Genomic DNA, 21,915 nt, shown 5'->3' with positions numbered 1-21,915 from the left:
TGATTTTTCAATCCAATAGATTAAATTTCAGGATTGATTGTTTTGAGTGATGAATCGACCGTATGGACCTTCGCCATTTGCGCTACTTTCTCGCGGTTGCCGAAGAGGGGCATTTCGGCCGTGCGGCGGAGCGGCTGCATATCGTGCAGCCCGCGCTGAGCATGCAGATTCGCGCGCTCGAGGACGAACTCGGCACCGCGCTGTTCGAGCGCAGCACGCGCAAGGTGGCGCTAACGGACGCCGGCCGGCTGCTGGTGACCGAGGCGCGGCACACGCTCGAGCAGGCCGAGCGCGCGAAGGCGGTCGTGCAGCGCGCGGCACGCGGCGAGACGGGCGTGGTGCGGATCGGCTTCGTCGGCAATGCGGTCGCGACGGGGCGGCTGTCCGACGACCTGATTGCGTTTCATGCGGCGTGGCCGGCGGTGACGCTCGACCTGCACGAGATGGCGCCGGCCGCGCAGCAGGATGCGATCCTCGCGGGCCGGCTCGACATCGGCTATTGCCCGGCTTTCGGCACGGCGTTCGATCCGAAGCTGGCCGTGCGGACGGTCGGCAGCTGGGCGTGGAACGTGATGATGAACGACCGGCACGCGCTCGCGAAGCAGCGCTCGGTGAGCGTCGCGGCACTCGCGGACGAGCCGTTCATTTTCTATGCGGCGGACGGTGACGACGAAGGGCAGCTTGCGATCCTGCGGCAGGTGCTCGGCAAGACGCCGCGCATCGCACACAAGGTGAGCAGCACGCTGTCGGTGCTGGCGTTGACGGGGGCTGGCCTCGGGGTGGCGCTGGTTCCGTCGCCGTTGAGCCGGATCGCGGCGCCGAACATCGTGTACCGGAAACTCGCCGGCGGCGTGCCGGGCTCCGAACTCGTCGCGATCAGCCGGGTCGGCGCGGAATGGGGGGCAGTACGGCAGTATCTGGTGATGCTGGGTGAGCGCGCCGCGTAAGTGTCGCGGCGCGCGTCGGCATCACTCCTCGTCCATCAACCGGACCTTGACCCGCTTGCCCTTGATCTTCCCTGCATTGAGCTTGCGCAGCGCGTCGTGCGCCACGCCGCGCTCGATCGCGACATAGGTCGAGAACTCGGTCACGTTGATCTTGCCGATCTGCTTGCCGTCGAACCCGGCGTCGCCGGTCAGCGCGCCGAGCACGTCGCCCGGACGGATCTTGTCCTTGCGCCCGCCGAGGATCTGCAGCGTTTCCATCGGCGGCGTCAGCACGCCGTCGTCGGCCGGCTTCAGTTCCGCGAGCGGATGCCATTCGACGTCGCGCTTCTGCGCCTGCTCGATCCCGCCGACGCGGCCCATCTCGTCCATGCTCGCGAGACTCAGCGCCCAGCCGTCCTGGTCCGCGCGGCCCGTGCGGCCGATGCGGTGCACGTGCACTTCGGGGTCGGGCGTCACGTCGACGTTGATCACCGCTTCGAGCTGCGCGATGTCGAGCCCGCGCGCGGCCACGTCGGTTGCCACCAGCACCGAGCAGCTGCGGTTCGCGAACTGGATCAGCACCTGGTCGCGTTCGCGCTGGTCGAGCTCGCCGTGCAGCGCGAGTGCGTGGAAGCCTTGTGCATGCAGCACGTCGAGCAGGTCGCGGCACTGCTGCTTCGTGTTGCAGAACGCGATCGTGCTCACCGGCCGGTAGTGGTTCAGCAACTGGCCCACCGCGTGCAGCCGCTCGTCTTCCGTCACTTCATAGAAGCGCTGGCGGATCTTGCTGTTGTCGTGGCGCTCTTCGAGCTTCACTTCCTTCGGGTTGCGCAGGAATTGCTGGCTCAGCTTCACGATGCCGTCCGGATAGGTCGCGGAGAACAGCAGCGTCTGGCGCGTGGTCGGGCACATCCGCGCGACCTTCGCGATGTCGTCGAAGAAGCCCATGTCGAGCATCCGGTCGGCTTCGTCGAGCACCAGCGTGTTCAGCGCGTCGAGCTTCAGGTTGCCGCGATCGAGGTGATCCATGATGCGGCCCGGCGTGCCGACGACGATGTGCGCGCCGTGCTCGAGGCTCTGCGCCTGCGGGCGCATCGGCGTGCCGCCGCACAGCGTCAGCACCTTCACGTTCTCCTCGGCGCGCGCGAGGCGGCGCACTTCCTGCGCAACCTGGTCGGCGAGTTCGCGCGTCGGGCACAGGATCATCGCCTGCACGTCGAAGCTGCGCGCATCGAGGCGCGCCAGCAGCGCGAGCGAGAACGCGGCGGTCTTGCCGCTGCCCGTCTTCGCCTGCGCGATCAGGTCCTGGCCGGCCAGCGCGATCGGCAGGCTCGCGGCCTGGATCGGCGTCATGTCGACATAGCCGAGCTGCGCGAGGTTCGCGAGCGTGGCGGGCGTCAGCGGCAGCGCGCTGAACGGCGTGGCGGTCGGTTGCGTCAAGACAGGTCTCCGAGGTAGGGGCGGCCTTCCATCTGCTCGTAGACGACCGTGCCTTCGTCGTCTTCGAAGCGTTCGAGGTAGTTGCGCGCGCCGCACAGCGGGCAGCGGAACAGCAGCCCCTGGCCTTCGTCCTTGATGACGACGTCGGACTGCTCCCACTGCGTGCCGCAGCTCTGGTTTCGGCAGGTAAACACGGTCTTTCTCCAGCTGAATTCGGTTGATGGCGCGCCCGGGCGGGCGCGGCAACGGCGTGCGGCGCTCGCGCGGCTCGGGCGCGGGCCGCATCGGGCGTCGCTTGGATTGCGTCGATGCGGATGATGGATCGGGCGGCGACGGGGTCGCGCGTGCCGCAATTCTAGCGGAAGCGGGCGGCCGGTTGCGGACGATCGGCTGCGGACGACCGGCAGCGGGCGACGCTTTCGGGGAGGGCGGGCATTCAGGGCCTGTTATTTGCGAAAACAGGCCCTGATCGCCGCCGCCAAGAAAAAACGGCCGCCCCGGAGGGCGGCCGTGTCATGCGGCGCAACGGTGTCGCGCGGCGCTCCGCGCGTTACAGCGCCATGTCGGCCGAGGCCTTCGCCGGGCGGGCCGGCGCGTTGCCGGCGGCCTGCGACGGCGTGTTGACGTCGATCTTCGGCGGCGGCGACAGCTGCAGCACGTCGCTCGTGTACGTCCACTCCTCGACGACCTTCGCCGGGCTGTCGTTCAGCTTCGTGCCGTAGCTCGGCACGATCTGGCGGATCTTCTGCTGCCACTCGGGCGTCGCGACCTTGTCCTTGAACACCTTCTTCATCAGGTTCAGCATGATCGGCGCGGCCGTCGACGCGCCCGGCGACGCGCCGAGCAGGCCCGCGATGCTGCCGTCCTGCGACGCGACGATCTCGGTGCCGAGCTTCAGCACGCCACCCTTCACCGGGTCGCGCTTGATGATCTGCACGCGCTGGCCGGCCTGCCACAGGCGCCAGTCTTCCTTCTTCGCGTTCGGGAAGTATTCCTTCAGCGCGTTGAAGCGGTCGTCGTCGGACAGCATCAGCTGGCCGGCGAGGTACTGGACCAGCGGGAATTCGTCCACACCCACGCGCATCATCGGTGCGACGTTGTGCGTGTTGGTGCTCTTGAGCAGGTCGAAGTACGAACCGTTCTTCAGGAACTTGGTCGAGAACGTCGCGAACGGCCCGAACAGGATGATCTTCTTGCCGTCGATGATTCGCGTGTCGAGGTGCGGCACCGACATCGGCGGCGAGCCGACCGACGCCTTGCCGTATGCCTTCGCCAAGTGCTGCTTCACGACTTCGGGGTTGTCCGTCACGAGGAACGAGCCGCCGACCGGGAACGCGCCGTAGTCCTTCGCCTCGGGGATGCCCGACGCCTGCAGCAGGTGCAGCGCACCGCCGCCCGCGCCGATGAACACGAACTTCGCGTCGACCGATTGCGCCGGTTCATCCGAGTGCAGCTTGATCCAGCTCACGTGCCACGTGCCGTCGGCATTGCGCGAGATCTCGCGCACTTCGCTCGACAGCGACAGCGTGAAGTTCGGCTGCGTCTTCAGGTAGCCGACGAACTGGCGCGTGATCTCGCCGAAGTTCACGTCGGTGCCGATCGGCGTCCACGTCGCCGCGACCTTCTGGTTGCGGTCGCGGCCTTCCATCATCAGCGGCACCCACTGCTTGATCTGGTCGTAGTCTTCCGAATACTGCATCCCGCGGAACAGCGGGCTGGCCTGCAGCGCTTCGTAGCGCTTCTTCAGGAATCGGGCGTTGTCGTCGCCCCACACGAAGCTCATGTGCGGCGTCGAGTTGATGAACGAGTGCGGGTTCTTCAGCACGCCCTGCTTGACCTGCCACGCCCAGAACTGGCGCGAGATCTGGAACGACTCGTTGATCTCGATCGCCTTCGAGATGTCGATCTTGCCGTCCGCCTTCTCCGGCGTGTAGTTGAGCTCGGCGAGCGCCGAGTGGCCGGTGCCGGCGTTGTTCCAGCCGTTCGAGCTTTCCAGCGCGACGCCGTCGAGGCGTTCGACCATCGTCATCGACCAGTCAGGCTGAAGCTCGTGCAGCCAGACGCCGAGCGTCGAGCTCATGATGCCGCCGCCCACCAGCAGGACGTCGACCTTCTTCGTATCGGCGGCGTGCGCGGACGACGCGGCGACGCACAGCGCGAGCGCCGACAGTATTACCCGTAACGTTTTGATCACAGCAGATCCCTTTTTTCAACTTGGATGCATCGGTTTGCCAAGCCGCCCAGGCGCGTGTCGACCGCGGTGAAACACGGATCCGGAGATCCGGATCGCGAATCCGGAATTCCGGATCGACGCCGCGCGCCGTCGCATTTGCGCACGCGAAACCGTCGGGAAGGACACCTTCGGATCGGCTTCCCGTGGGCAGGCAAGCGCCTGCGTCACAGTGGCGCACAACGCGCCCGGGCCCTTGCGGCAAGCCTGAGCGGAAGGCGCTTCAGGCTGCGTGGAAAGAGGCCGCGCGCGACGCGTTTTGCGGGGGCGGGGTGGCAAGGGGCGCGTAATGTAACCGAACTCGTTTGCTGTGTCACAAACGAAAAATACCGTTGTTTTTGTGGGGTTTTTTGCGTGTCCGGGTTTCCGGAATGACGGTCGCGGGAACCGGGAAAGATGTGGATAACCGCGCGGGATCGGGGGTGTCGGACGCGGCGTTGCACCGCGTCCCGATCAGGTCATGTCACGTTGCGTCACTTCGCGACATTGTTCCGGCAGAACTGCTCGTACGCCAGCGCCGAATTTGCGAAACCCTTCTGCTTCGCGAGTTCCCACGGGCGCTCGCATTGCTGCGTTTGTTCGCACCACGAATAGCCGGCCGAGCCGATGCAGCCGTGCGCATCGCGATCGCCGCCGACCATCGGCGGTGTGGCGGGCGCCGGCGATTGAGCCGGCGGCGTGGATGGCGCGGCACAGGCGCTCAGTGCAAACACGCAGGCCAGCGTGGCGGCCAGCGACACGGAAGGGAGGAAACGCTTCATAAAGTAGTGCTCCATGGGATGAGTTTCGGAGAATCAGAGGACGGCCTGCACGTGCGCCGCATCGTTCAGTCGCCCGGCACCGGCACGCGCGACGAGAACTTCACTTCGCGCAACGCGAGGCTCGACTGGATCGACGACACCCCGGCCTGCTTCCGCAGTACGCGCTCGACGAATTCCGCATACGCATCGAGATCGGCCGCGACGACCTGCAGGATGTAGTCGGCCGCACCGGTGATCTTGTGGCAGGACGTCACTTCGTCGTGTTGCCGGATCACGTCCTCGAAGTGATCGGAATCCTGGTCGGAATGCATGTTGAACGTCACCTGCACGAACGCGAACACGTTCATGCCGAGCGCGCGCCGGTCGAGGTTTGCCTGGTAGCCGGTGATCACGCCTTCGTCTTCGAGCCGCTTGCGGCGCCGCCAGCAGGGCGTGACGCTCAGCGACAGCCTCTCGCCGAGCGTCGCGTTCGACAGCGCACCGTCGTCCTGCAGCAGGCGCAGCATGGCGCGGTCGACGCCATCCAGTTCGGCCGAAGCGCGATTTTTGCTCATTTCCGGAATTCCGTAGACGGTTTTCTCAAAATTGTACGAAAGGCGCGCGTCGAAAGCAAAGCTATTGCCTCTTGCCGTCAATAAACTGTTGCCACCCTCACCGCAACAGTCAACCATGCTCACGGTCTACAGCAGCGATCACCAACTGCATCGCGGCGTCGAATTGAAGGACGGCGCGATCACCGATTCGTTCGAAAACCCCCTTCGCGCCGAAACGGTGCTCGCGCAGGTGCGCGCCGCCGGCCTCGGCGACGTCATCGCGCCGAAGCCGTTCGACCGTGCCAGCTACGCGGCCGCGCACAGCACGCGCTACGTCGATTTCCTCGCCGGTGCGTGGGACGAGTGGACCGCGACAGGCCGCACCTGCCAGGCGCTGCCGCTCGTGTGGCCGGTGCGCGCGATGCCGGCCGCCGCGACGCCGCCCGCGTTCATCGACGGCAAGCTCGGCTTCTACGCGATGGACGCCGGCGCGCCGATCAACGCCGGCACATGGGATGCCGTGAGTGCGAGCGCGAACTCGGCGCTCACCGGCGCCGATCTGCTGTCGAGCGGCGCGGCGCGTGCGGCGTTCGCGCTGTGCCGCCCGCCCGGCCACCACGCGGGCCGCGAGTACATGGGCGGCTATTGCTACTTGAACAACGCGGCGATCGCCGCGCAGCACTGCGTCGCACAGGGCGCCGCGCGCGTCGCGGTGCTCGATGTCGATTTCCATCACGGCAACGGCACGCAGGACATCTTCTACGACCGCGCGGACGTGCTGTTCGCGTCGATCCACGGCGAGCCGCCGGTGTCGTACCCGTACTTCTCCGGCTATGCGGAAGAGCGCGGCATCGGCGCGGGCGAAGGCTTCAACCTGAACCTGCCGCTGCCGAAGGGCACGCTGTGGGACACCTATGCCGCCGCGCTCGACCAGGCGGTCGCCGCGATCGCCGCGCATACGCCCGACGCGCTCGTCGTGTCGCTCGGCGTCGACACCTTCGAGCACGACCCGATCAGCCATTTCCGGCTGCGCTCGCCCGACTACCTGCGCATCGGCGCGGCGCTCGCGCGCCTGAACGTGCCGACGCTGTTCGTGATGGAAGGCGGCTACATGGTCGACGAGATCGGCATCAATGCGGTCAACGTGCTGCTGGGATTCGAAGGGCGCGCGTAACGCGGCGCCGACCGTTTCAACGGCGGCCTTCGCGCCGCCGCAACCGTGGAGCAAGGGCATGACGCGATACCTGGATGTGACGAGCGTGTCGACGCTCGTGGCCGAAGTCGGGATGACGCAGATCCTGACGACGATGGCCTCGTATATCGAGCAGGACTACCGGCGCTGGGAGACGTTCGAGAAGACCGCACGCCTCGCCAGCCATTCGACCGATGGCGTGATCGAGCTGATGCCGACGTCGGACGCGCGGCTGTACGCGTTCAAGTACGTGAACGGCCATCCGAAGAACACCAAGGCTGATCTGCTGACGGTGATGGCGTTCGGCGTGCTGGCCGACGTCGATACCGGCTATCCGCTGCTGCTGAGCGAGATGACGCTGACGACGGCGATCCGCACCGCCGCGACCTCCGCCTTGGTCGCGCGCTTTCTCGCGCGCGCCGATGCGCGTTCGATGGCGCTGATCGGTAACGGTGCGCAGAGCGAGTTCCAGGCGATCGCGTTCCACGAGATGCTCGGCATCGACGAGCTGCGCGTGTTCGACATCGATCCGGCCGCGACCGACAAGCTGATCCGCAACCTCGCGCCGTTCACGGCGCTGCGCGTGATCCGCTGCGCGTCGGCGGCGGACGCCGTGCGCGGCGCGGACATCGTGACGACGGTCACCGCCGACAAGACCAACGCGACGATCCTGACGCCGGACATGATCGAGGACGGGATGCACGTGAATGCCGTCGGCGGCGATTGCCCGGGCAAGACCGAGCTGCATGCGGACGTGCTGCGGCGCGCGCGCGTCGTCGTCGAATACGAGCCGCAAACGCGCATCGAAGGCGACATCCAGCAGATGCCGGGTGATTTCCCGGTGATCGAGTTCGCGCGGATCGTGTCGGGCGCCGAGCCGGGCCGCGAATCGGATGCGCAGGTGACGGTGTTCGATTCGGTCGGCTTCGCGCTCGAGGATTTCTCGGCGCTGCGCTACCTGAACGCGGCGGCACGCGAGCGCGACATCGGGATCGAGCTCGACCTGATTCCCGCGCCGCGCGATCCGAAGGACCTGTACGGCGTCGCGACGCGCGGCGAGACCGGCGTGCTGCCGGCTGGGATGGGGCGCGCGGTGCAGGAAGCGCTGCACCATTGATCGCCTACGCTTCGTCATCCGAACCACAACACGTCCCGCATTGAACGGGACCCACAAGACTGACCAGGAGACAGACATGCTTCGACATCCCATGACGGCACTGGCTGCGGCGGCGGCGCTCACGTGCGCGCTGCCCGCACACGCGGACGAAATCGTGCGCATCGGCCACGTTGCACCGCTGACCGGCGCGATCGCGCACCTCGGCAAGGACAGCGAGAACGGCGCGCGCCTCGCGGTCGAGGAAATCAATGCGAAGGGCCTGACGATCGGCGGCAAGAAGGTCACGCTGCAGCTCGACGCGCAGGACGATGCGGGCGATCCGCGCACCGCGACGCAGGTCGCGCAACGGCTCGTCGACGACAAGGTCATCGGCGTCGTCGGCCATCACAACTCGGGCACGTCGATCCCGGCATCGCGCGTCTATCGTGACGGCGGCGTCGTGCAGATCTCGCAGGCCGCGACCAACCCGACCTACACGCAGCAGGGCTTCAAGACGACCTATCGCGTCGTCGCGACCGACGCGCAGCAGGGGCCGGCGCTCGCGATGTACGCGGCGAAGAACATGGGCATCAAGACGGTGGCCGTGGTCGACGATTCGACCGCGTACGGGCAGGGCCTCGCGACCGAGTTCGAGAAGGCCGCGAAGGCGGCCGGGATGCAGGTCGTGTCGCGCGACGCGACCAACGACAAGGCGATCGACTTCCGCGCGATCCTCACGAAGATCAAGGGCGCGAATCCGGACGCGATCATGTACGGCGGCATGGATGCAACGGGCGGTCCGCTCGCCAAGCAGGCGCGCCAGCTCGGCATGCGCGCGAAGATCCTCGCCGGCGACGGCGTGTGCTCGACCGACCTGCCGAAGCTCGCGGGCCCGGCGTCCGACAACGTCGTGTGCTCCGAAGCGGGCATCGCGCTCGAGAAGATGCCGGGCGGCGCGGCGTTCGCGAAACGCTACGAAGCGCGTTACCACCAGCCGATGCAGGTGTATGCGCCGTTCTCGTACGACGCCGTCAATATCATCGTCGACGCGATGAAGCGCGCGAACTCGACCGACCCGGCGAAGGTGCTGGCCGCGATGCCGGCCACCGACTACCGCGGTGTGATCGGCGAAACCAGCTTCACGCCGCAGGGCGACCTGAAGCACGGCGCGATCTCGGTGTTCACGTACAAGAGCGGCAAGAAGGCGCTGCTCGATATCGTGAAGATGTGATGTGTCGGTGACGTCGCGCTGACGTCGCAGGGGTCGCGAAGCGGGATGGGCTTCGCGGCCTTCGCCGTTTACAGCGCGCGCGTTTGTGCGCGGTCGGCGCGACGCTCCGCGTCGTGCACGATGTGCAGCTCGCGCGTGCGGATCGGCAGCGTGCAGCTCGCGTCGGCGAGCGTCTTGCGGATCTGGCGTGCGAGGCGCCAGCGCATCGCCCAGAACCTGTCGGTGTGCGTCCACACGCGCATGTTCGCGACGACCGTGCTGTCGTCGAAGCGCATCACCATCACGTCCGGCGCGGGATCCTGCAGCACGTCGGGATCGGCCGCGGCCAGCGCGCGCAGCGCGTCGAGCGCGCGATCGATATCGTCATGCACCGACACTTCCACTTCGAGATCGAGGCGGCGCGTCGGGTTGCGTGTGTAGTTGCGAATCGAGCTGCCCCACAGTGCGCTGTTCGGCACGTATTCGCAGATGCCGTCCGGCTTCGTCAGTCGCGTCATGAAGAGCCCGACCTCGTCGACGGTGCCCGCGACACCCGAGCCGCCGTCGATATAGTCGCCGACCTTGAACGGCCGCAGCAGCAGAAGCATGATGCCGGCCGCGATGTTCTGCATCGTGCCCTGCAGCGCGAGGCCGATCGCGAGGCCGGCCGCGCCAAGCACCGCGACGATGCTCGCGGTTTCGATGCCGAGCTGCGACAGCGCGCCGACGATCGCGACGATGCGCACACCCCACACGGCGACGTCGCAGAGGATCGGCCGCAGCGTGTCGTCGACGCGCTCCTTGTTCGAGAGCAGGCGGTTCAGCCAGTTGCCGATGCGTTTCGACAGCCACCAGCCGGCGACGAGCAGTGCCAGGCCGGCGCACAGCTTGAGGGAGAGGGTGGACAGCGCGCTCCACAGGAACGTCCAGCGTTCCGGATGTAGTTGATCGAGAAACATGACGGGATTCCGGGTTGAAGAAACAGTGCGCGACGCGTAGCGTGCCGGCGGCTAGTCGCGGCAGGCTTGCGCTCACACGCGGGCAGCGTTCGACCGTACACGGCGCACGATGGTTCGCGCGAACGGGCGGGGTCGAATGCCGCACAGCCGTGCCGCCAGGCCGCGAAATCGCAATTTCGACTTAGTACGAAGCGGCTTTTCGATCAAATGAGACGAGTCCTATTCAGCCGCTTTGATCTCGCCGATACACTCGTATTCACGTTGCCGGGTCGCGACGATCGTTCCTCCGCGATACCCGGCTCTTTTCCGTTTTTTCACTGACAGACAGCGAGTGACGACGTCATGCGGTTAGACCTGCGTTTCCGTCTCGCACGCGAACAAGGTCAACCCTCACAACGCGGCGTTTGCGGTTTCCCGATGCGCCGCGGGTTGCTGCGCGGTGTCATCGCGGCGGCCTGTGTGGCCGGCGCACCGGGTGCGGTGGCACACGCGTCTCACGACGCCGCGCCGCTTTCGCCCGTGACGGCCGACCTTGTCGACGTGCCTTTTTTCAATGCCGCGCGCACGACGTGGGGCGGCTTGCACGCATCGACGGCCGCGCCGCTCGACGTTGCCTATGCGTCGCATGCGTTGTCCGCGCCGACGGCCGGCGAACGTGACGACCCCGTTGCGCGCTTCGGTGCCTGCGTGGCTTACCGCGTGCTGTGCGATGCGGCGCGCGGTGCGGTCGAACGTGCGTACGCGTCGAGGTTCGAGTACGGTCTTGCGTCGGCGTTGCCCGCGATCGGCGAGCAGGCCGCGTTCGAACGGCGTCCGGTCGACCTCGCCGCCGCCGAGCCGTTCGAGCTTGCGGAAGCCGAGCATGGCGCGCGGGCCGGTGCGATCGTCGGCAGCCTGCACGCGTCGCTGGCGCGCGCCGATCTGCCGGCCGGCGTTGCCGCGCAGATCACCCGCATGCTTGCCGGGCGCGTCGACCTGAAACAGCACGGAGCGCTTGGCGACACCTTCCGCGTTGCATACGAACCCGACGCCAACGCGACACTGCCTGGTGGCGTACGCGTGACGGCGCTCGAGCTCCGCTTTCGCGGCCAGCAGGTCGCAGGCGTGTGGTTTGCGCCCGATGCCGGCTCGCCGGGCGCCTATTACGACCTCGACGGCGTGCCGCTCGCCGGTTCGCAGTTTGCGATGCCGGTCAGCGCAAACCGGATCAGCTCGCATTTCGGTGCGCGCGTACATCCGGTGACCGGCACGCGTCATGTGCATTCCGGCGTCGATCTCGCGGCGCCGGCCGGGCGCGCGGTTCATGCGTCGGAGCGCGGCGTCGTGACGTTCATCGGCACCGAGCCGCGAGGCTACGGCAAGTACGTGGTGATCCGCCATGACGGCGGCTATGCGTCGTACTACGCGCACCTGTCGGCATTCGAGCTGGCGCTGCGAACCGGCACGCGGGTCGCGCGCGGCCAGCGGGTCGGCGCGGTCGGCAGCACGGGCACGGCCACGGGGCCGCATCTGCACTTCGAGGTCCGGCGGCATGACCGTCTCGTCGACCCGATTGCGTTGGTACAAGCGGGCAAGGCGGCGAAGCTGAAGGGTGAGCGGCGCATGGCGTTCAACCGCGTGGTGCTCGATGCGCGCACGCGCCTGGCGTCGGTTGAGTGGTCGCAGCCGGTTGCGATGTCGAAGCCCGCTGGATCGCGGGCCGGGTGACGATTGGCGAGGTGCCGGTCGCGGCGAGCCACGTCGCGGCCGATCGACGCAAACCGCTTACACAGCGGGTTCGACCGGTAACCAGATTTCAAGCACGCCGGCGCCCGTCACCGGATCGTAGTCCGCGCTGTAGCGCTCGAATTCGGGCGCGTCGGCCGCCTTGAACCCTGACGTCGGCAGCCAGCCGTTCCAGATGCTGTAGAACGTCTGGTGCAGCGTCGAGATGTGCCCGCCGTGTTCGAAGACCGCATATCGCTGCGGTGCGAGTTCGACGCATCGAAATGGCGCGGGCAACCGGTCGCGGCTGGTGACTTCCACGCCCGCGATGTATTCGAAGCTGCCATCCGCATCCGGGTTGCAGCACACGCCGTAGGTCACGTCGTCGACCTGGCCGGGAATGGTACCGATGTATGGGATGAACGCTTGCCATAGCGCCGGAATGCCTTCGTTGGTTTCGAACGTGTACCGGTCGCTCATGCCGGCGATCAGCCGCTTTCCGGCGGTTTCGAAGCGTGATGGTGCGACGTCGATGAGTTTCAGTTCTTTCATGCGTAGCGGCTCCACAAGAGACAATCCGTCGAGAGTGCGCCGTGCCCGCACGTCCTCGGGCGTGATGCCGAAGAGATCGCGGAAGGCGCGCGTGAACGCCTCATGGGAGCCATAGCCGGCATCGAGCGCCACCTGCAGGATGTCCGGCGCGCCTTCCGCCAACGTACGTGCCGCACGCGTCAGCCGCCTCGACCGGACATAGCGCATCACCGGCCAGCCGGTATTCATCGAGAACAGGCGCAAGAGGCCGAAGCGCGTCATGTCGCAATTGGCGGAAATCCTGTCGAGCGTCAGTTCGCGGTCCAGTTTGGTTTCGATAAACCAGAGTGCTTGTCCAATCGGATTCATGGCGTGCCATTGAGGGTGTCGAGCGGACTATATGGTATCGGCGGCGGGGGCATTTGATCGTTCTTGCAGGGCTGGCGAATGCAAGCAATCATCGCTGCCGAAAACGGGACGGATGGCGCGACGGGTGACATTGTCGCCGCACTGCGCTACGCTCCCAACTCCGATACCACGAGTCGCAATAGCATGTCGTTCATCAGCACCGGCGTCGAGTATGGCCTGCATTGCCTGCTCTATCTCGCCGACACTTCCACGGGCGTTCGCGATGCGAGCGTGCGCGACCTGGCCGAGATGCAGGGCGTCTCCGTCGATTACGCGGCCAAGCTTTTCACGCGTCTCGCGAAGGCCGGGATCGTCGTGTCCAGCGAAGGCATTCGCGGCGGCTTCGCGTTGGCGAGGCCCGCGCGCGACATCTCCGTGCAGGACGTCGTCGAAGCGATCGACGGCGACAAACGGTTGTTCGACTGCCGTGAAGTGCGCGGCCAGTGCGCGGTGTTCGAAGGCGAGCCGCCCGCGTGGGCCACGCGCGGCACTTGTTCGATTCACGCGGTGATGCAGGCGGCGGAACGGGCGATGCGGGAGGAACTCAGGAAGCAGTCGCTCGCCGATCTCGCCGGGCAGGCCTGGTCGAAAGCGCCTGCGGGCTACGGCCCCAAGGTGGTCGGCTGGTTTGCCGACCGCGCGGCCAGCCGCGGCGGCGAGCGCTGATTCGCGTCGCGCCGCCGAGCCGCGGCGGCGTGGCACGACGACACGCGGGATGCAGCCACTGCACCCCGCGCATCGTGCGGGCAAACGCGTTGCTCAGGCCACGACGATCCGCAGCGGATCCGCGGCCGCCAGCGCTTCCGCGCGATCCGCGCGCGGCGGATAGATCCATTCGGAATTGATCTGGTGCTTGAGCTTCTTCGCCTCCGCACCCGTCAGCTTCACTTCACGATCCCAACCTTCCGTATAGACCGCGCCCCACGGGCCGAGATCCAGGCACGTCACGTACTTCGGCTGGCTGTACGGGATCTGTTCCAGCTCCAGCAGATCGGCTGCCACGTTGTACCCTGCCGACCGGCCCAGGTTCATCGCGTGCTGGCATGACATCATCGTGTGGTTGCCTTCGTCGTCGGTGGCCGCATACGCGACGTCCCCCGTCGCGTAGACACCCGGCACGCCTTCGACCGCCAGGTTGCGATCGACGTGCAGGCGCCCCGTCGCGTCGCGGCGGCCCGGAATCTGTTCCGTCAGCGTGCTGGCCCGCAGGCCGGCCGTCCAGATCACCGTGCTCGACTCGATCCGCTCGCCGTCCGCCGTCGTGATGCCGCCCGCGTCGACCGATGCGACGCCGGACCCGAGCTTCCACGTCACGCCGAGCGTGCGCAGCGCCTCCTCGATGACGGGGCGCGGGCCCGCGCCCAGGTCGGGGCCGATTGCGCCGTTGCGCTCGACGATCACGACCCTCACGTTCGCGTGCTCGCCCAGCGCGGTGCGCAGGCGGGCCGGCATTTCCGCTGCCGTCTCGATGCCCGTAAAGCCGCCGCCAGCTACCACGACCGTATCGCGGGCCGTGGAGGCCGGCTGCAACGCCAGATCGCGAATGTGCGCTTCGAGTTCGACGGCTTCGTCGGTTTGATCGACGCTGAACGTATGCTCGGCCAGGCCGGGAATCGCGGGGCGGAACAGGCGGCTGCCGGTCGCCAGCACGAGGCGGTCGTAGTCGAGCGTCGTCGCTTCACCGTCCGTGCGCAGCACGTCGGCGGCCCGGCGCGCCACGTCGATGCGCTCGACCGTGCCCTGCACGAACGTCACGCCCACCGCGTCGAAGATCTCGCCGAGCGGCGCCCGGAAGTTTGCCGGGCCTTCTTCGTAGAGGCGCGGACGGACGTGCAGATGGGCATCCGGCGCCACCACGGTGATTTCCACGTCGGTTCGACCGTGCGCGTCCAGCACGCGCGCCGCGCTCAGCGCGCTCCACATGCCGGCGAAGCCGGCCCCGATAACAAGAATTCGCTTTGCCACTGATTGACTCCGGTTGATTGATGCATGAGGTCGGTAGAACACCGACGTTGCCTGCCGCATCGATGCGCTCGATAACTACGATTCTATGAGTCGTAGTTATCGAGCGCAAGTCCTGTGTGTGGAATGGCGCGTGGATCAATCAGGGAGCGACCCGACGAAAGGTGGTGTCGAGAAGGGGAAATCGCTTCGATGCAAAGGCGATCGATGCGTGGTCGCATCAGTACCGCGACCTGACGCAATCGATTAGGACAGGCCGATTGGTCAGGGAGGCGGGACGCATTCGCAGCGTCAGATCTGGTGTGCTGAAGCAAATCGCCACGCCGGGCGGCGTGGCGATGAGGGCCAGGATTGCGCGGCTTAGCCGAGCGGCCAGTTCAGGATGGCGATACCGTCGTTGTAGTCACCGTCCGTCCCGTCTTCCGATCCGACCAGGCCGAAGTAGGTCTTCTTGAAGATGTCGACCTGACGTGAGCCGATCTTCGACGGCTTGCCGTTCACCGTCACGACCACGCGTACCTTCCCCTTGCCGGAGTTCACGATCTGCGTGTTCAGGTTCGTGTCCTGCACGCCGGCGCCCTGGAACGTCGCGGCCGGTTTTGCGTTGTCGTCGACGAAGACCTCGATCGTCTGCGGCGCCGACGAATTGACCAGCGCGGTCACGCCGAACGCGATGTTCGGCGGCAGGTTGAAGATGCCGTCGCGTTCGCCGCCGCCGGTCGTCGTGGTATCCGGCTGCGTGGGCTGCGGCGTCGCCTTCGAGAAGTAATTGACCACCGCACCGACGCCGAACTTCGCCGCGGCCCCGGGCAGCACGCCGGGCGCGCCGGCCCACGTCACCGTGCAGGCGACCACCTGCCCGGCTGCATCGGCCTTCACCTTGTTTTGCCAGCTGCCGACGTCGAAGCTGTACGGGATGGTCGCGATGTCGACGAACACATCGTATTGCGGCAGCTTTTCCACGAGCTGCGCGGTCATGAACTGGCGCATCCGGTCGAGCACCGCCTGGTCGCCGTTCGCCTGTACGGTGGTTGCATCGTTGCCGGCGAGTTGCAGCAGGGCGTACAGATCGTCATGGGTAAACGGTTGTGACATGTCGTCCTCGTCTCGATGAAAGGTCTCGCGTTGCGCGGCCGGTGAATGGATTTCGCCGCTGTCGCGCACGGAGTACAGCGTGGAACTGCAACGGACTGCTCGAATGAATTGATTCGCAACGTGGGGTTGACCCCATCGCCATTGCGGGTGCGACAACGGCGCGGCACTCTGCCGCGCCGTGAGTCATCGTGTTCAGCCCAGCGGCCAGTTCAGGAACACGATGCCGTCGTTGTAGTCGTCGTCGGCGCCGTCTTCCGAGCCGACGATCCCGAAGTACGACTTCTTGAAGAGATCGACCTGCCGCGAGCCGAGCCGCGACGGCTTGCCGTTCGCCATCACGATCACGCGCACGCGCCCCTTGCCGGAGTCCAGCACCTTGGTGCCGTGGTTCTGGTCCTGCACGCCGGCGCCCTTGAACGTGGCGGCCGGTTTCGGGTTGTCGTCGATGTAGATGTCGATCGTCTGGTCGTTCGCCGCGTTGGTGAGCGCAGTGACGCCGAACTTGATGTTCGGCGGCAGGTTGAACGTACCGTCGCGCTCGCCGCCGCCGCCGATCGTGCCGCTACCCGTGCCGCCCGGGTTGCCGCCCGCTCCGGTTTCGCCGCTTCCGCTGCCGTGCGACGACGATTGCGCGGCCGTGTCCCCGATCGCGGACAGGCTCGCGTACGAATCGATATGCATCGCGCTGCCGCGCACGCTTTTCCACTGGCCCTTCACGAACGTGACGCCGGTGCCGGCGTCGATCGTCGCGACGAGCGTGAACGGCATGCGACCGGTGCTTTCGGGCACCTTCGACGAATAGGTGAAGCAACCATCCGCGACGACGCCCTTGTCGGTCGCGATCGCGAAATAGATGCCGGGGAAGTTGTTGCCGGTCGCGTATGGCGTCGGCACGTTGAGGATGACCTGCAGTTTCCCGTCTCGAATCTCTGCCTTGGCGATGTCGATGTACAGGCCCGGGATGTCGACGTAGGTTTCCGATGTCGCCACGGGTGCGCTGATGATCGAAGCCGAAAGGAGTGGCATGGATGTCTCCGTTGGTAGGGCGGGTTTCGATGCAAAAGGGGGGAGGTGCCGCTGAATGCGGCGCGCAACCGCCGGCCGGCCCGGAGGCGGCCGGCGGTGGTGAGTCGTCAGGTGCGCGTCAGGCGTGCCTCAGGTCAGCCAATCGGCCACTGGAGCACGACGATGCCGTCGTTGTAGTCGCTGTCGTGGCCGTCTTCCGACACGACGATCCCGAAGTTGACCGTGTACGGCGAGCCGTCCGATTTCTTGCCGTTGATCGGCGCGAGGCGCGCATCGGTGGCCGACGGCTTGCCATTTACCGACACCTCGAAGCGGATCTTGCCGTTACCGGAATTCAGCGTCGCTTCACGCGTGCCGTCGCGCGTCGTCAGCTTGTGATATGCGGCGGGTTCCTTGCTGTCGCCGATAAACAGCTTGATGTGTTGCTGCTCGGCGGCATTCGCGAAGAAAATCGCGCGGAATTCGGTATTCGGCGGAATCGAAAACTCGCCGGCGCGATTGGAAGACGTTTGAGAATCGGCCATGCTTTCCTCCTGAGGAATGATGGGTAAGGCTTCAAGCTTTGTCGCGCAAACGTTTGCAGTTTGAAATGCGACGTACCGAGCATGCCGAAAAATAAATAAGAAAATATTCGTCAGGGGAATGGCTATTGTTCAGTAAACCGAAAACTGGGGTTAATCGATTTAATGAAGTGTGTTTAATTGAGGCTATTTCGATATATCCGGGAAATTATATCGGCGTGCGTGTCGCTTTTCTGAATGATGCGTGGTTGCGCAGGCGGAGCGGGCCGGGAGGCGGGGGCAATCGGGCTTCGGCGCGGACGCTCGGCGTTCGCATATGGCAGCGTTGGTTTCAACATCAACATCTCGGTCGTGGCCGCGCCCACCGGCCACCACCGAACGCCCACACCGAAACCCGATCGCAACAGGAAGGGCGTGCGGCAACCGGCGGAGTACGTAGACCAACTCACTCCGAACGTGAACAGGGGCCCCACCGGCGCCGCACCCATGAAGCATATCGACGGGGCGGTACGCCGCCTATCGGACAGGACTGATTCTGAGCGATCAAATTCGGCGCCATTTGCGCTCAGCCCGTTGACAGCCCCCATCGCCCTGTGATTTGATTTCGGCCATGCAAGCCGCCCAGCCCCTCTTCTCGCTACGACTACTAGCCCGTTTCTCCGGGCTGGGTCTGCGGCTGCGCGCTTTCCATCTGCTTCTTTCCTGAAGCGCCAGATTTCCCCCGCATCACCGACCTGGCCCCGGTTGTCGACCGGCGCCTGAGTTCGTCCTTCTTCCGAATCGTTCCGCTCCGTCCCGGTCGCTCAACCGCCAAGGCTGTCGCTTGCCGTACCGCTTTGCCGTTGTGCCGTTTTCTACCGTTTTCATCGCTGCGCGCGCAGCCTGCCACCACGACTGATGGCCAGCGCGCGGCGGTTTCCCGACAAACCGACCGAGGACCGAACATCATGATGCTGAAGAACCCCGCGACGAAGTACCGACCGTTCACGCCCGTCAACCTGCCGAACCGCATGTGGCCGACGCGCACGATCACGCAGGCGCCGATCTGGATGAGTACCGACCTGCGCGACGGCAACCAGTCGCTGTTCGAGCCGATGGACGCGGCGCGCAAGATGCGGATGTTCAAGATGCTGGTCGCGATTGGCTTCAAGGAGATCGAGGTCGCGTTCCCGTCGGCGTCCGAGACCGATTTCAACTTCGTGCGTGAGCTGATCGAAGGCGGCCACATTCCCGACGACGTGACGATCGAGGTGCTCACGCAGGCGCGCGACGACCTGATCGAGCGCACCTTCGACGCGGTGCGCGGCGCGAAGCGCGCGATCGTGCACCTGTACAACGCGACCGCGCCGGAATTTCGCAAGATCGTGTTCGGCCTCGACCGCGATGGCGTGAAGGAACTCGCGGTGAACGCCGCGCGCACGATCAAGCGCTTCGCCGACGCCTCGACCGACACGCATTTCACGCTGCAATACAGCCCGGAAACCTTCACGGCGACCGAGCTCGATTTCGCGAAGGAAGTCTGCGACGCCGTGTTCGACGTGTGGCAGCCGACGCCGGAGCACAAAGCGATCGTGAACCTGCCGGCCACCGTCGAAGTCGGCACGCCGAACTTCTACGCGGACCAGATCGAATGGATGCACCGCAACCTCGCACGCCGCGATGCGCTGATCGTGTCCGTGCATCCGCACAACGACCGGGGCACCGCGGTTGCGGCGGCCGAGCTCGCGGTGATGGCCGGCGCGGACCGGATCGAGGGCTGCCTGTTCGGCAACGGCGAGCGCACCGGTAACGTCGATCTCGTCACGCTCGCGCTGAACCTGTACTCGCAGGGCGTCGATCCGGGCCTCGATTTCTCGCAGATCAACGAAGTCGCGCGCACGGCCGAGGAATGCACGCAGTTGCCGATCCATCCGCGCCATCCGTATGTCGGCGACCTGGTGTTCACCGCGTTCTCCGGCTCGCACCAGGATGCGATCAAGAAGGGCTTCGCAGTGCAGCGCCCCGATGCCGTGTGGGAAATGCCGTACCTGCCGATCGATCCGAGCGATGTCGGCCGCACGTACGACTCGATCATTCGCGTGAACAGCCAGTCCGGCAAGGGCGGTATCGCGTACCTGCTCGAGCAGAGCTACGGTGTCGCGCTGCCGCGCCGCCTGCAGGTCGACTTCAGCGCGGCCGTGCAGCGCCTGACCGATGACAGCGGGCTCGAAGTGACGAGCGCGCAGATCTGGTCGCTGTTTCAGCAGGAATACGTGGAAGGCGATGCACCGCTGCGTTATGTCGGCCATGAACTGACCGAGCGCGACGGCCGCGAGACGATCGTGCTGACCGCCGACGTGCACGGCGAGCGCCGCGTGCTGCGCGGTGAAGGCAATGGCCCGCTCGACGCGCTGATGCACGCGTTGCGTACGCCGCTGCGGATCCAGCACTACGAGGAACGCGCGTTGTCGCAAGGCGCCGATGCGAAGGCGATCGCGATCGCGGAACTGGCCGGCACGGGCGTGCGCGGAAGCGCGTTCGGCGTCGGCATCGACGCGAACCTGACGACCGCGTCGATCCGCGCGGTGATCAGCGGCATCAACCGCGCGTATGCGCGTGCGGATGAAGCGGCGCAGGCGACGTTTTTTTGCGCGCAGCCGGCGGTGAAGGCCGTCGCGTAAGCGGGGAGCGTGGGGCCGCGCCGGTGGTGGTCGGCGCGGTCGTGTATTGGACGTCGTGATGTTGGGGACAGACGCTGATATCGAGGCCTGACATTGCTGACAGGCGACGATTTTCCACAATGAGCGTATCGTTCATGCGGCCCGAGCGGGCCGTCCGCATGATGTCGATATCGTGCGGACTCGTTCCCAAGTCATGCCGGCGCGTGTCGCCGGCATGTCATTTGTAGGGGCCGCGAACGTCGGGGGGTGAACCGCCCGTAGTTCGGGCTGCTACGCGCTCCGTGGTCCTTCTCCATTCAACCGGCCCATTGCCGGGCTCATCGCGAGGAAAGCGTCATGACGAAACCCGACTCTCTTAAAGGCGACATCAAGGGGCAGGCCCAGGAAGCCGACCGCCACAACCTGGCGCGGCCCGCCGCGAACGGCGCACTGTGGGCGCGCGGCCTGACCACGCAGCGGGTGGCCGACCTGTTCAGGACGCCCGGGGGCCTGCGGGGGCACTGGATGCAGATTCAGAACGAGGTCAACGCCGGGAACCGCTATTTCTATGGCGTCCAGAACGGCAACCAGACGACCGACGAAGGCAAGGAACTGATCCGCTGGATCGCCGATTCGGTGATCAGCGCCGCGCAGCGCGCGGACTTCGATTTTCCGTTGTATCAGCTTCAGTTCACCGCAGATACGGGATGGCTGAAGGTGCAGCGCGTGTCGGGGCGCGTGATGGTGCTGTCGCGGCCTTGAGCGTCCGTTCCAGGGCGTCGTTGAAACCCGCGGCGATCAGTACGTTGCCGGTGTATCGAGGATGATCGTGGAGCGCCGGCACGTTGCTTCCGCTCGTTTGTGACGGGCTTTCGGCGGCGGCCGGGCCAGGCCGCCACACACGCTACGTTTCGTTCATTCCGCCGGCAGTCAGACCGACACCGTGATGCCTGCCGAACGCGGCGGCCCCGCAGGCCGCACCACGATTTCCACATGCTGGCCCAATGACGCCAGCGTCTGCATCAACAGTTCCAGTGAAACGTTCCGGAGCCGTTCGCGTTGCTCGGGCGTGACGACCGGCCGCGCCATCTCCGTGAGCGCCGCAGCCTCGTCTTCGCTCAGGCCGCGCGAGACGATCAAAGCATTGAGTTTCAGTACGAGCGCAGACTTGGCCGAAAGGGCTCCCGCATCATCGAGGCCGAAGTCAGCCGGCAAGGTGTCGCCGCGTTGGCGCGAGTCGTTTCGATTCATTGCGCATCTCCCGTGATCACCGAAAACTTCCGACGCGGCAGTCCTGTTGCGCGATCGACATCCTTCCCGGAATCGTCGCAGTGCCCGTCTTCGATCGGCGTGATCACCAGCCGCTTGTGCGTCACCTCGATCCGCAAGCGCTGCTCGGGTTCGAAACCTGCCGCCTCGATCCAGCGGCCGGACAGCTTCATCCACAGATGGAGGACCGGCGGCGCCATGTCGGTGAGCCTGAGATGCGGAACGATGCGGCGAGTCTGAAAAGACGTTCGAGGGGGCACGAAACAGTCGTGGAAATGAAGCGGTGCGTTATGATTCGCGTCAGCCATGACTGACTCCCATGATGAGTGAGTTGTGGTCAGCGGCCCGCTGGTGCTCTAACACCAGCGGGCCGCGCTCGTTTACGCAGCGGATTTCGGTCGGCGTCCCGTCAC

General features: G+C 65.9%; 21 protein-coding genes. 8 read left to right on the top strand and 13 right to left on the bottom strand.

Annotated elements, in window-relative coordinates; translation table 11 throughout:
- Nucleotides 1–62: 62 nt before the first annotated feature.
- A complete protein-coding gene (locus BCO18175_RS35505; protein ID WP_174987845.1) occupies nt 63–947 on the top strand; it encodes a LysR substrate-binding domain-containing protein in 885 nt (294 codons plus the stop codon).
- 21 nt (nt 948–968) lie between these two features.
- Here the strand turns inward: BCO18175_RS35505 and dbpA are convergent, their stop codons facing one another.
- The 5 genes from dbpA to BCO18175_RS35480 all read right to left on the bottom strand — a co-directional run bounded on the left by dbpA (nt 969) and on the right by BCO18175_RS35480 (nt 5,911).
- The gene (dbpA, locus tag BCO18175_RS35500) at nt 969–2,366 is read right to left on the bottom strand and encodes an ATP-dependent RNA helicase DbpA (RefSeq protein ID WP_174914369.1); all 1,398 of its coding nucleotides are present in this window, start codon (nt 2,364–2,366) and stop codon (nt 969–971) included.
- A complete protein-coding gene (locus BCO18175_RS35495) occupies nt 2,363–2,560 on the bottom strand; it encodes a hypothetical protein (RefSeq protein WP_124454371.1) in 198 nt (65 codons plus the stop codon). The genes dbpA and BCO18175_RS35495 overlap by 4 nt, the downstream gene beginning before the upstream one ends.
- 356 nt (nt 2,561–2,916) lie before the next feature.
- Nucleotides 2,917–4,560: a malate dehydrogenase (quinone) gene (gene mqo, locus BCO18175_RS35490; RefSeq protein ID WP_174987842.1), complete on the bottom strand. Its 1,644-nt coding sequence runs from the start codon at nt 4,558–4,560 to the stop codon at nt 2,917–2,919.
- 509 nt (nt 4,561–5,069) lie between these two features.
- Complete coding sequence (locus BCO18175_RS35485) at nt 5,070–5,357, bottom strand: hypothetical protein (RefSeq protein WP_174988083.1); 288 nt, start codon at nt 5,355–5,357, stop codon at nt 5,070–5,072.
- Nucleotides 5,358–5,422: 65 nt separating this feature from the next.
- Nucleotides 5,423–5,911, bottom strand: coding sequence for an Lrp/AsnC family transcriptional regulator (locus BCO18175_RS35480; protein WP_174987839.1), 489 nt, complete (start codon nt 5,909–5,911; stop codon nt 5,423–5,425).
- A gap of 115 nt (nt 5,912–6,026) precedes the next feature.
- Here BCO18175_RS35480 and BCO18175_RS35475 point away from each other — a divergent pair, with 115 nt between their 5' ends.
- From BCO18175_RS35475 to BCO18175_RS35465, 3 genes are all read left to right on the top strand, one after another.
- Entirely contained in the window at nt 6,027–7,064 is a 1,038-nt protein-coding gene (locus BCO18175_RS35475; RefSeq protein ID WP_174914361.1) for a histone deacetylase family protein, read from the top strand.
- Between the two features lie 58 nt (nt 7,065–7,122).
- On the top strand, nt 7,123–8,199 hold the full coding sequence (locus tag BCO18175_RS35470) for an ornithine cyclodeaminase (protein WP_174967961.1): 1,077 nt from the start codon (nt 7,123–7,125) through the stop codon (nt 8,197–8,199).
- Between the two features lie 76 nt (nt 8,200–8,275).
- Nucleotides 8,276–9,409: a branched-chain amino acid ABC transporter substrate-binding protein gene (locus BCO18175_RS35465; protein ID WP_174987836.1), complete on the top strand. Its 1,134-nt coding sequence runs from the start codon at nt 8,276–8,278 to the stop codon at nt 9,407–9,409.
- Between the two features lie 68 nt (nt 9,410–9,477).
- Here the strand turns inward: BCO18175_RS35465 and BCO18175_RS35460 are convergent, their stop codons facing one another.
- On the bottom strand, nt 9,478–10,347 hold the full coding sequence (locus tag BCO18175_RS35460) for a mechanosensitive ion channel family protein (protein ID WP_174987833.1): 870 nt from the start codon (nt 10,345–10,347) through the stop codon (nt 9,478–9,480).
- Nucleotides 10,348–10,689: 342 nt separating this feature from the next.
- Here BCO18175_RS35460 and BCO18175_RS35455 point away from each other — a divergent pair, with 342 nt between their 5' ends.
- Nucleotides 10,690–12,054 (top strand): M23 family metallopeptidase, encoded by a 1,365-nt coding sequence (locus BCO18175_RS35455; protein WP_174987831.1) that lies wholly within the window; start codon nt 10,690–10,692, stop codon nt 12,052–12,054.
- Between the two features lie 57 nt (nt 12,055–12,111).
- Here BCO18175_RS35455 and BCO18175_RS35450 read toward each other — a convergent pair whose 3' ends face one another.
- Nucleotides 12,112–12,951, bottom strand: coding sequence for an AraC family transcriptional regulator (locus tag BCO18175_RS35450; protein ID WP_174987828.1), 840 nt, complete (start codon nt 12,949–12,951; stop codon nt 12,112–12,114).
- Between the two features lie 183 nt (nt 12,952–13,134).
- Between BCO18175_RS35450 and BCO18175_RS35445 the strand changes: the two genes are divergently transcribed.
- Complete coding sequence (locus BCO18175_RS35445; protein WP_172209230.1) at nt 13,135–13,656, top strand: RrF2 family transcriptional regulator; 522 nt, start codon at nt 13,135–13,137, stop codon at nt 13,654–13,656.
- Nucleotides 13,657–13,749: 93 nt separating this feature from the next.
- Here BCO18175_RS35445 and BCO18175_RS35440 read toward each other — a convergent pair whose 3' ends face one another.
- The 4 genes from BCO18175_RS35440 to BCO18175_RS35425 all read right to left on the bottom strand — a co-directional run bounded on the left by BCO18175_RS35440 (nt 13,750) and on the right by BCO18175_RS35425 (nt 17,597).
- The gene (locus BCO18175_RS35440) at nt 13,750–14,955 is read right to left on the bottom strand and encodes an NAD(P)/FAD-dependent oxidoreductase (protein ID WP_174987825.1); all 1,206 of its coding nucleotides are present in this window, start codon (nt 14,953–14,955) and stop codon (nt 13,750–13,752) included.
- A gap of 357 nt (nt 14,956–15,312) precedes the next feature.
- The gene (locus BCO18175_RS35435) at nt 15,313–16,047 is read right to left on the bottom strand and encodes a fucose-binding lectin II (RefSeq protein ID WP_174987822.1); all 735 of its coding nucleotides are present in this window, start codon (nt 16,045–16,047) and stop codon (nt 15,313–15,315) included.
- Between the two features lie 192 nt (nt 16,048–16,239).
- Nucleotides 16,240–17,073 carry a fucose-binding lectin II gene (locus BCO18175_RS35430; protein WP_174914341.1) on the bottom strand — a complete coding sequence of 278 codons (834 nt, stop codon included), beginning with the start codon at nt 17,071–17,073 and terminating at the stop codon, nt 16,240–16,242.
- A gap of 134 nt (nt 17,074–17,207) precedes the next feature.
- On the bottom strand, nt 17,208–17,597 hold the full coding sequence (locus BCO18175_RS35425; protein ID WP_011356523.1) for a fucose-binding lectin II: 390 nt from the start codon (nt 17,595–17,597) through the stop codon (nt 17,208–17,210).
- A gap of 947 nt (nt 17,598–18,544) precedes the next feature.
- Here BCO18175_RS35425 and leuA point away from each other — a divergent pair.
- Entirely contained in the window at nt 18,545–20,254 is a 1,710-nt protein-coding gene (gene leuA, locus BCO18175_RS35420; RefSeq protein WP_174988079.1) for a 2-isopropylmalate synthase, read from the top strand.
- Between the two features lie 336 nt (nt 20,255–20,590).
- On the top strand, nt 20,591–20,995 hold the full coding sequence (locus tag BCO18175_RS35415; RefSeq protein WP_174987818.1) for a peptide ABC transporter ATPase: 405 nt from the start codon (nt 20,591–20,593) through the stop codon (nt 20,993–20,995).
- Nucleotides 20,996–21,163: 168 nt separating this feature from the next.
- Here BCO18175_RS35415 and BCO18175_RS35410 read toward each other — a convergent pair whose 3' ends face one another.
- Both BCO18175_RS35410 and BCO18175_RS35405 read right to left on the bottom strand, forming a co-directional pair.
- Nucleotides 21,164–21,484 carry a helix-turn-helix domain-containing protein gene (locus BCO18175_RS35410; RefSeq protein ID WP_174987815.1) on the bottom strand — a complete coding sequence of 107 codons (321 nt, stop codon included), beginning with the start codon at nt 21,482–21,484 and terminating at the stop codon, nt 21,164–21,166.
- Nucleotides 21,481–21,810, bottom strand: coding sequence for a SymE family type I addiction module toxin (locus BCO18175_RS35405; RefSeq protein WP_174987812.1), 330 nt, complete (start codon nt 21,808–21,810; stop codon nt 21,481–21,483). The genes BCO18175_RS35410 and BCO18175_RS35405 overlap by 4 nt, the downstream gene beginning before the upstream one ends.
- Nucleotides 21,811–21,915 lie beyond the last annotated feature (105 nt).

The organism is Burkholderia lata (genome assembly GCF_902499335.1).
Taxonomy (GTDB): Bacteria; Pseudomonadota; Gammaproteobacteria; order Burkholderiales; family Burkholderiaceae; genus Burkholderia; species Burkholderia lata_B.
The sequence above is the reverse complement of the archived record's forward strand: the minus strand, read 5'-3'. Positions and strand labels throughout refer to the sequence as shown.

Coding starts and splice junctions, on each gene's coding strand:
- BCO18175_RS35445 (WP_172209230.1), top strand. CDS start 13,135: ATGTCGTTCATCAGCACCGGCGTCGAGTATGGCCTGCATTGCCTGCTC.
- BCO18175_RS35425 (WP_011356523.1), bottom strand. CDS start 17,597: ATGGCCGATTCTCAAACGTCTTCCAATCGCGCCGGCGAGTTTTCGATT.
- BCO18175_RS35470 (WP_174967961.1), top strand. CDS start 7,123: ATGACGCGATACCTGGATGTGACGAGCGTGTCGACGCTCGTGGCCGAA.
- BCO18175_RS35505 (WP_174987845.1), top strand. CDS start 63: ATGGACCTTCGCCATTTGCGCTACTTTCTCGCGGTTGCCGAAGAGGGG.
- BCO18175_RS35475 (WP_174914361.1), top strand. CDS start 6,027: ATGCTCACGGTCTACAGCAGCGATCACCAACTGCATCGCGGCGTCGAA.
- BCO18175_RS35410 (WP_174987815.1), bottom strand. CDS start 21,484: ATGAATCGAAACGACTCGCGCCAACGCGGCGACACCTTGCCGGCTGAC.
- BCO18175_RS35405 (WP_174987812.1), bottom strand. CDS start 21,810: ATGGCTGACGCGAATCATAACGCACCGCTTCATTTCCACGACTGTTTC.
- BCO18175_RS35430 (WP_174914341.1), bottom strand. CDS start 17,073: ATGCCACTCCTTTCGGCTTCGATCATCAGCGCACCCGTGGCGACATCG.
- BCO18175_RS35485 (WP_174988083.1), bottom strand. CDS start 5,357: ATGAAGCGTTTCCTCCCTTCCGTGTCGCTGGCCGCCACGCTGGCCTGC.
- BCO18175_RS35415 (WP_174987818.1), top strand. CDS start 20,591: ATGACGAAACCCGACTCTCTTAAAGGCGACATCAAGGGGCAGGCCCAG.
- leuA (WP_174988079.1), top strand. CDS start 18,545: ATGCTGAAGAACCCCGCGACGAAGTACCGACCGTTCACGCCCGTCAAC.
- BCO18175_RS35460 (WP_174987833.1), bottom strand. CDS start 10,347: ATGTTTCTCGATCAACTACATCCGGAACGCTGGACGTTCCTGTGGAGC.
- BCO18175_RS35480 (WP_174987839.1), bottom strand. CDS start 5,911: ATGAGCAAAAATCGCGCTTCGGCCGAACTGGATGGCGTCGACCGCGCC.
- BCO18175_RS35450 (WP_174987828.1), bottom strand. CDS start 12,951: ATGAATCCGATTGGACAAGCACTCTGGTTTATCGAAACCAAACTGGAC.
- BCO18175_RS35435 (WP_174987822.1), bottom strand. CDS start 16,047: ATGTCACAACCGTTTACCCATGACGATCTGTACGCCCTGCTGCAACTC.
- BCO18175_RS35455 (WP_174987831.1), top strand. CDS start 10,690: ATGCGGTTAGACCTGCGTTTCCGTCTCGCACGCGAACAAGGTCAACCC.
- BCO18175_RS35465 (WP_174987836.1), top strand. CDS start 8,276: ATGCTTCGACATCCCATGACGGCACTGGCTGCGGCGGCGGCGCTCACG.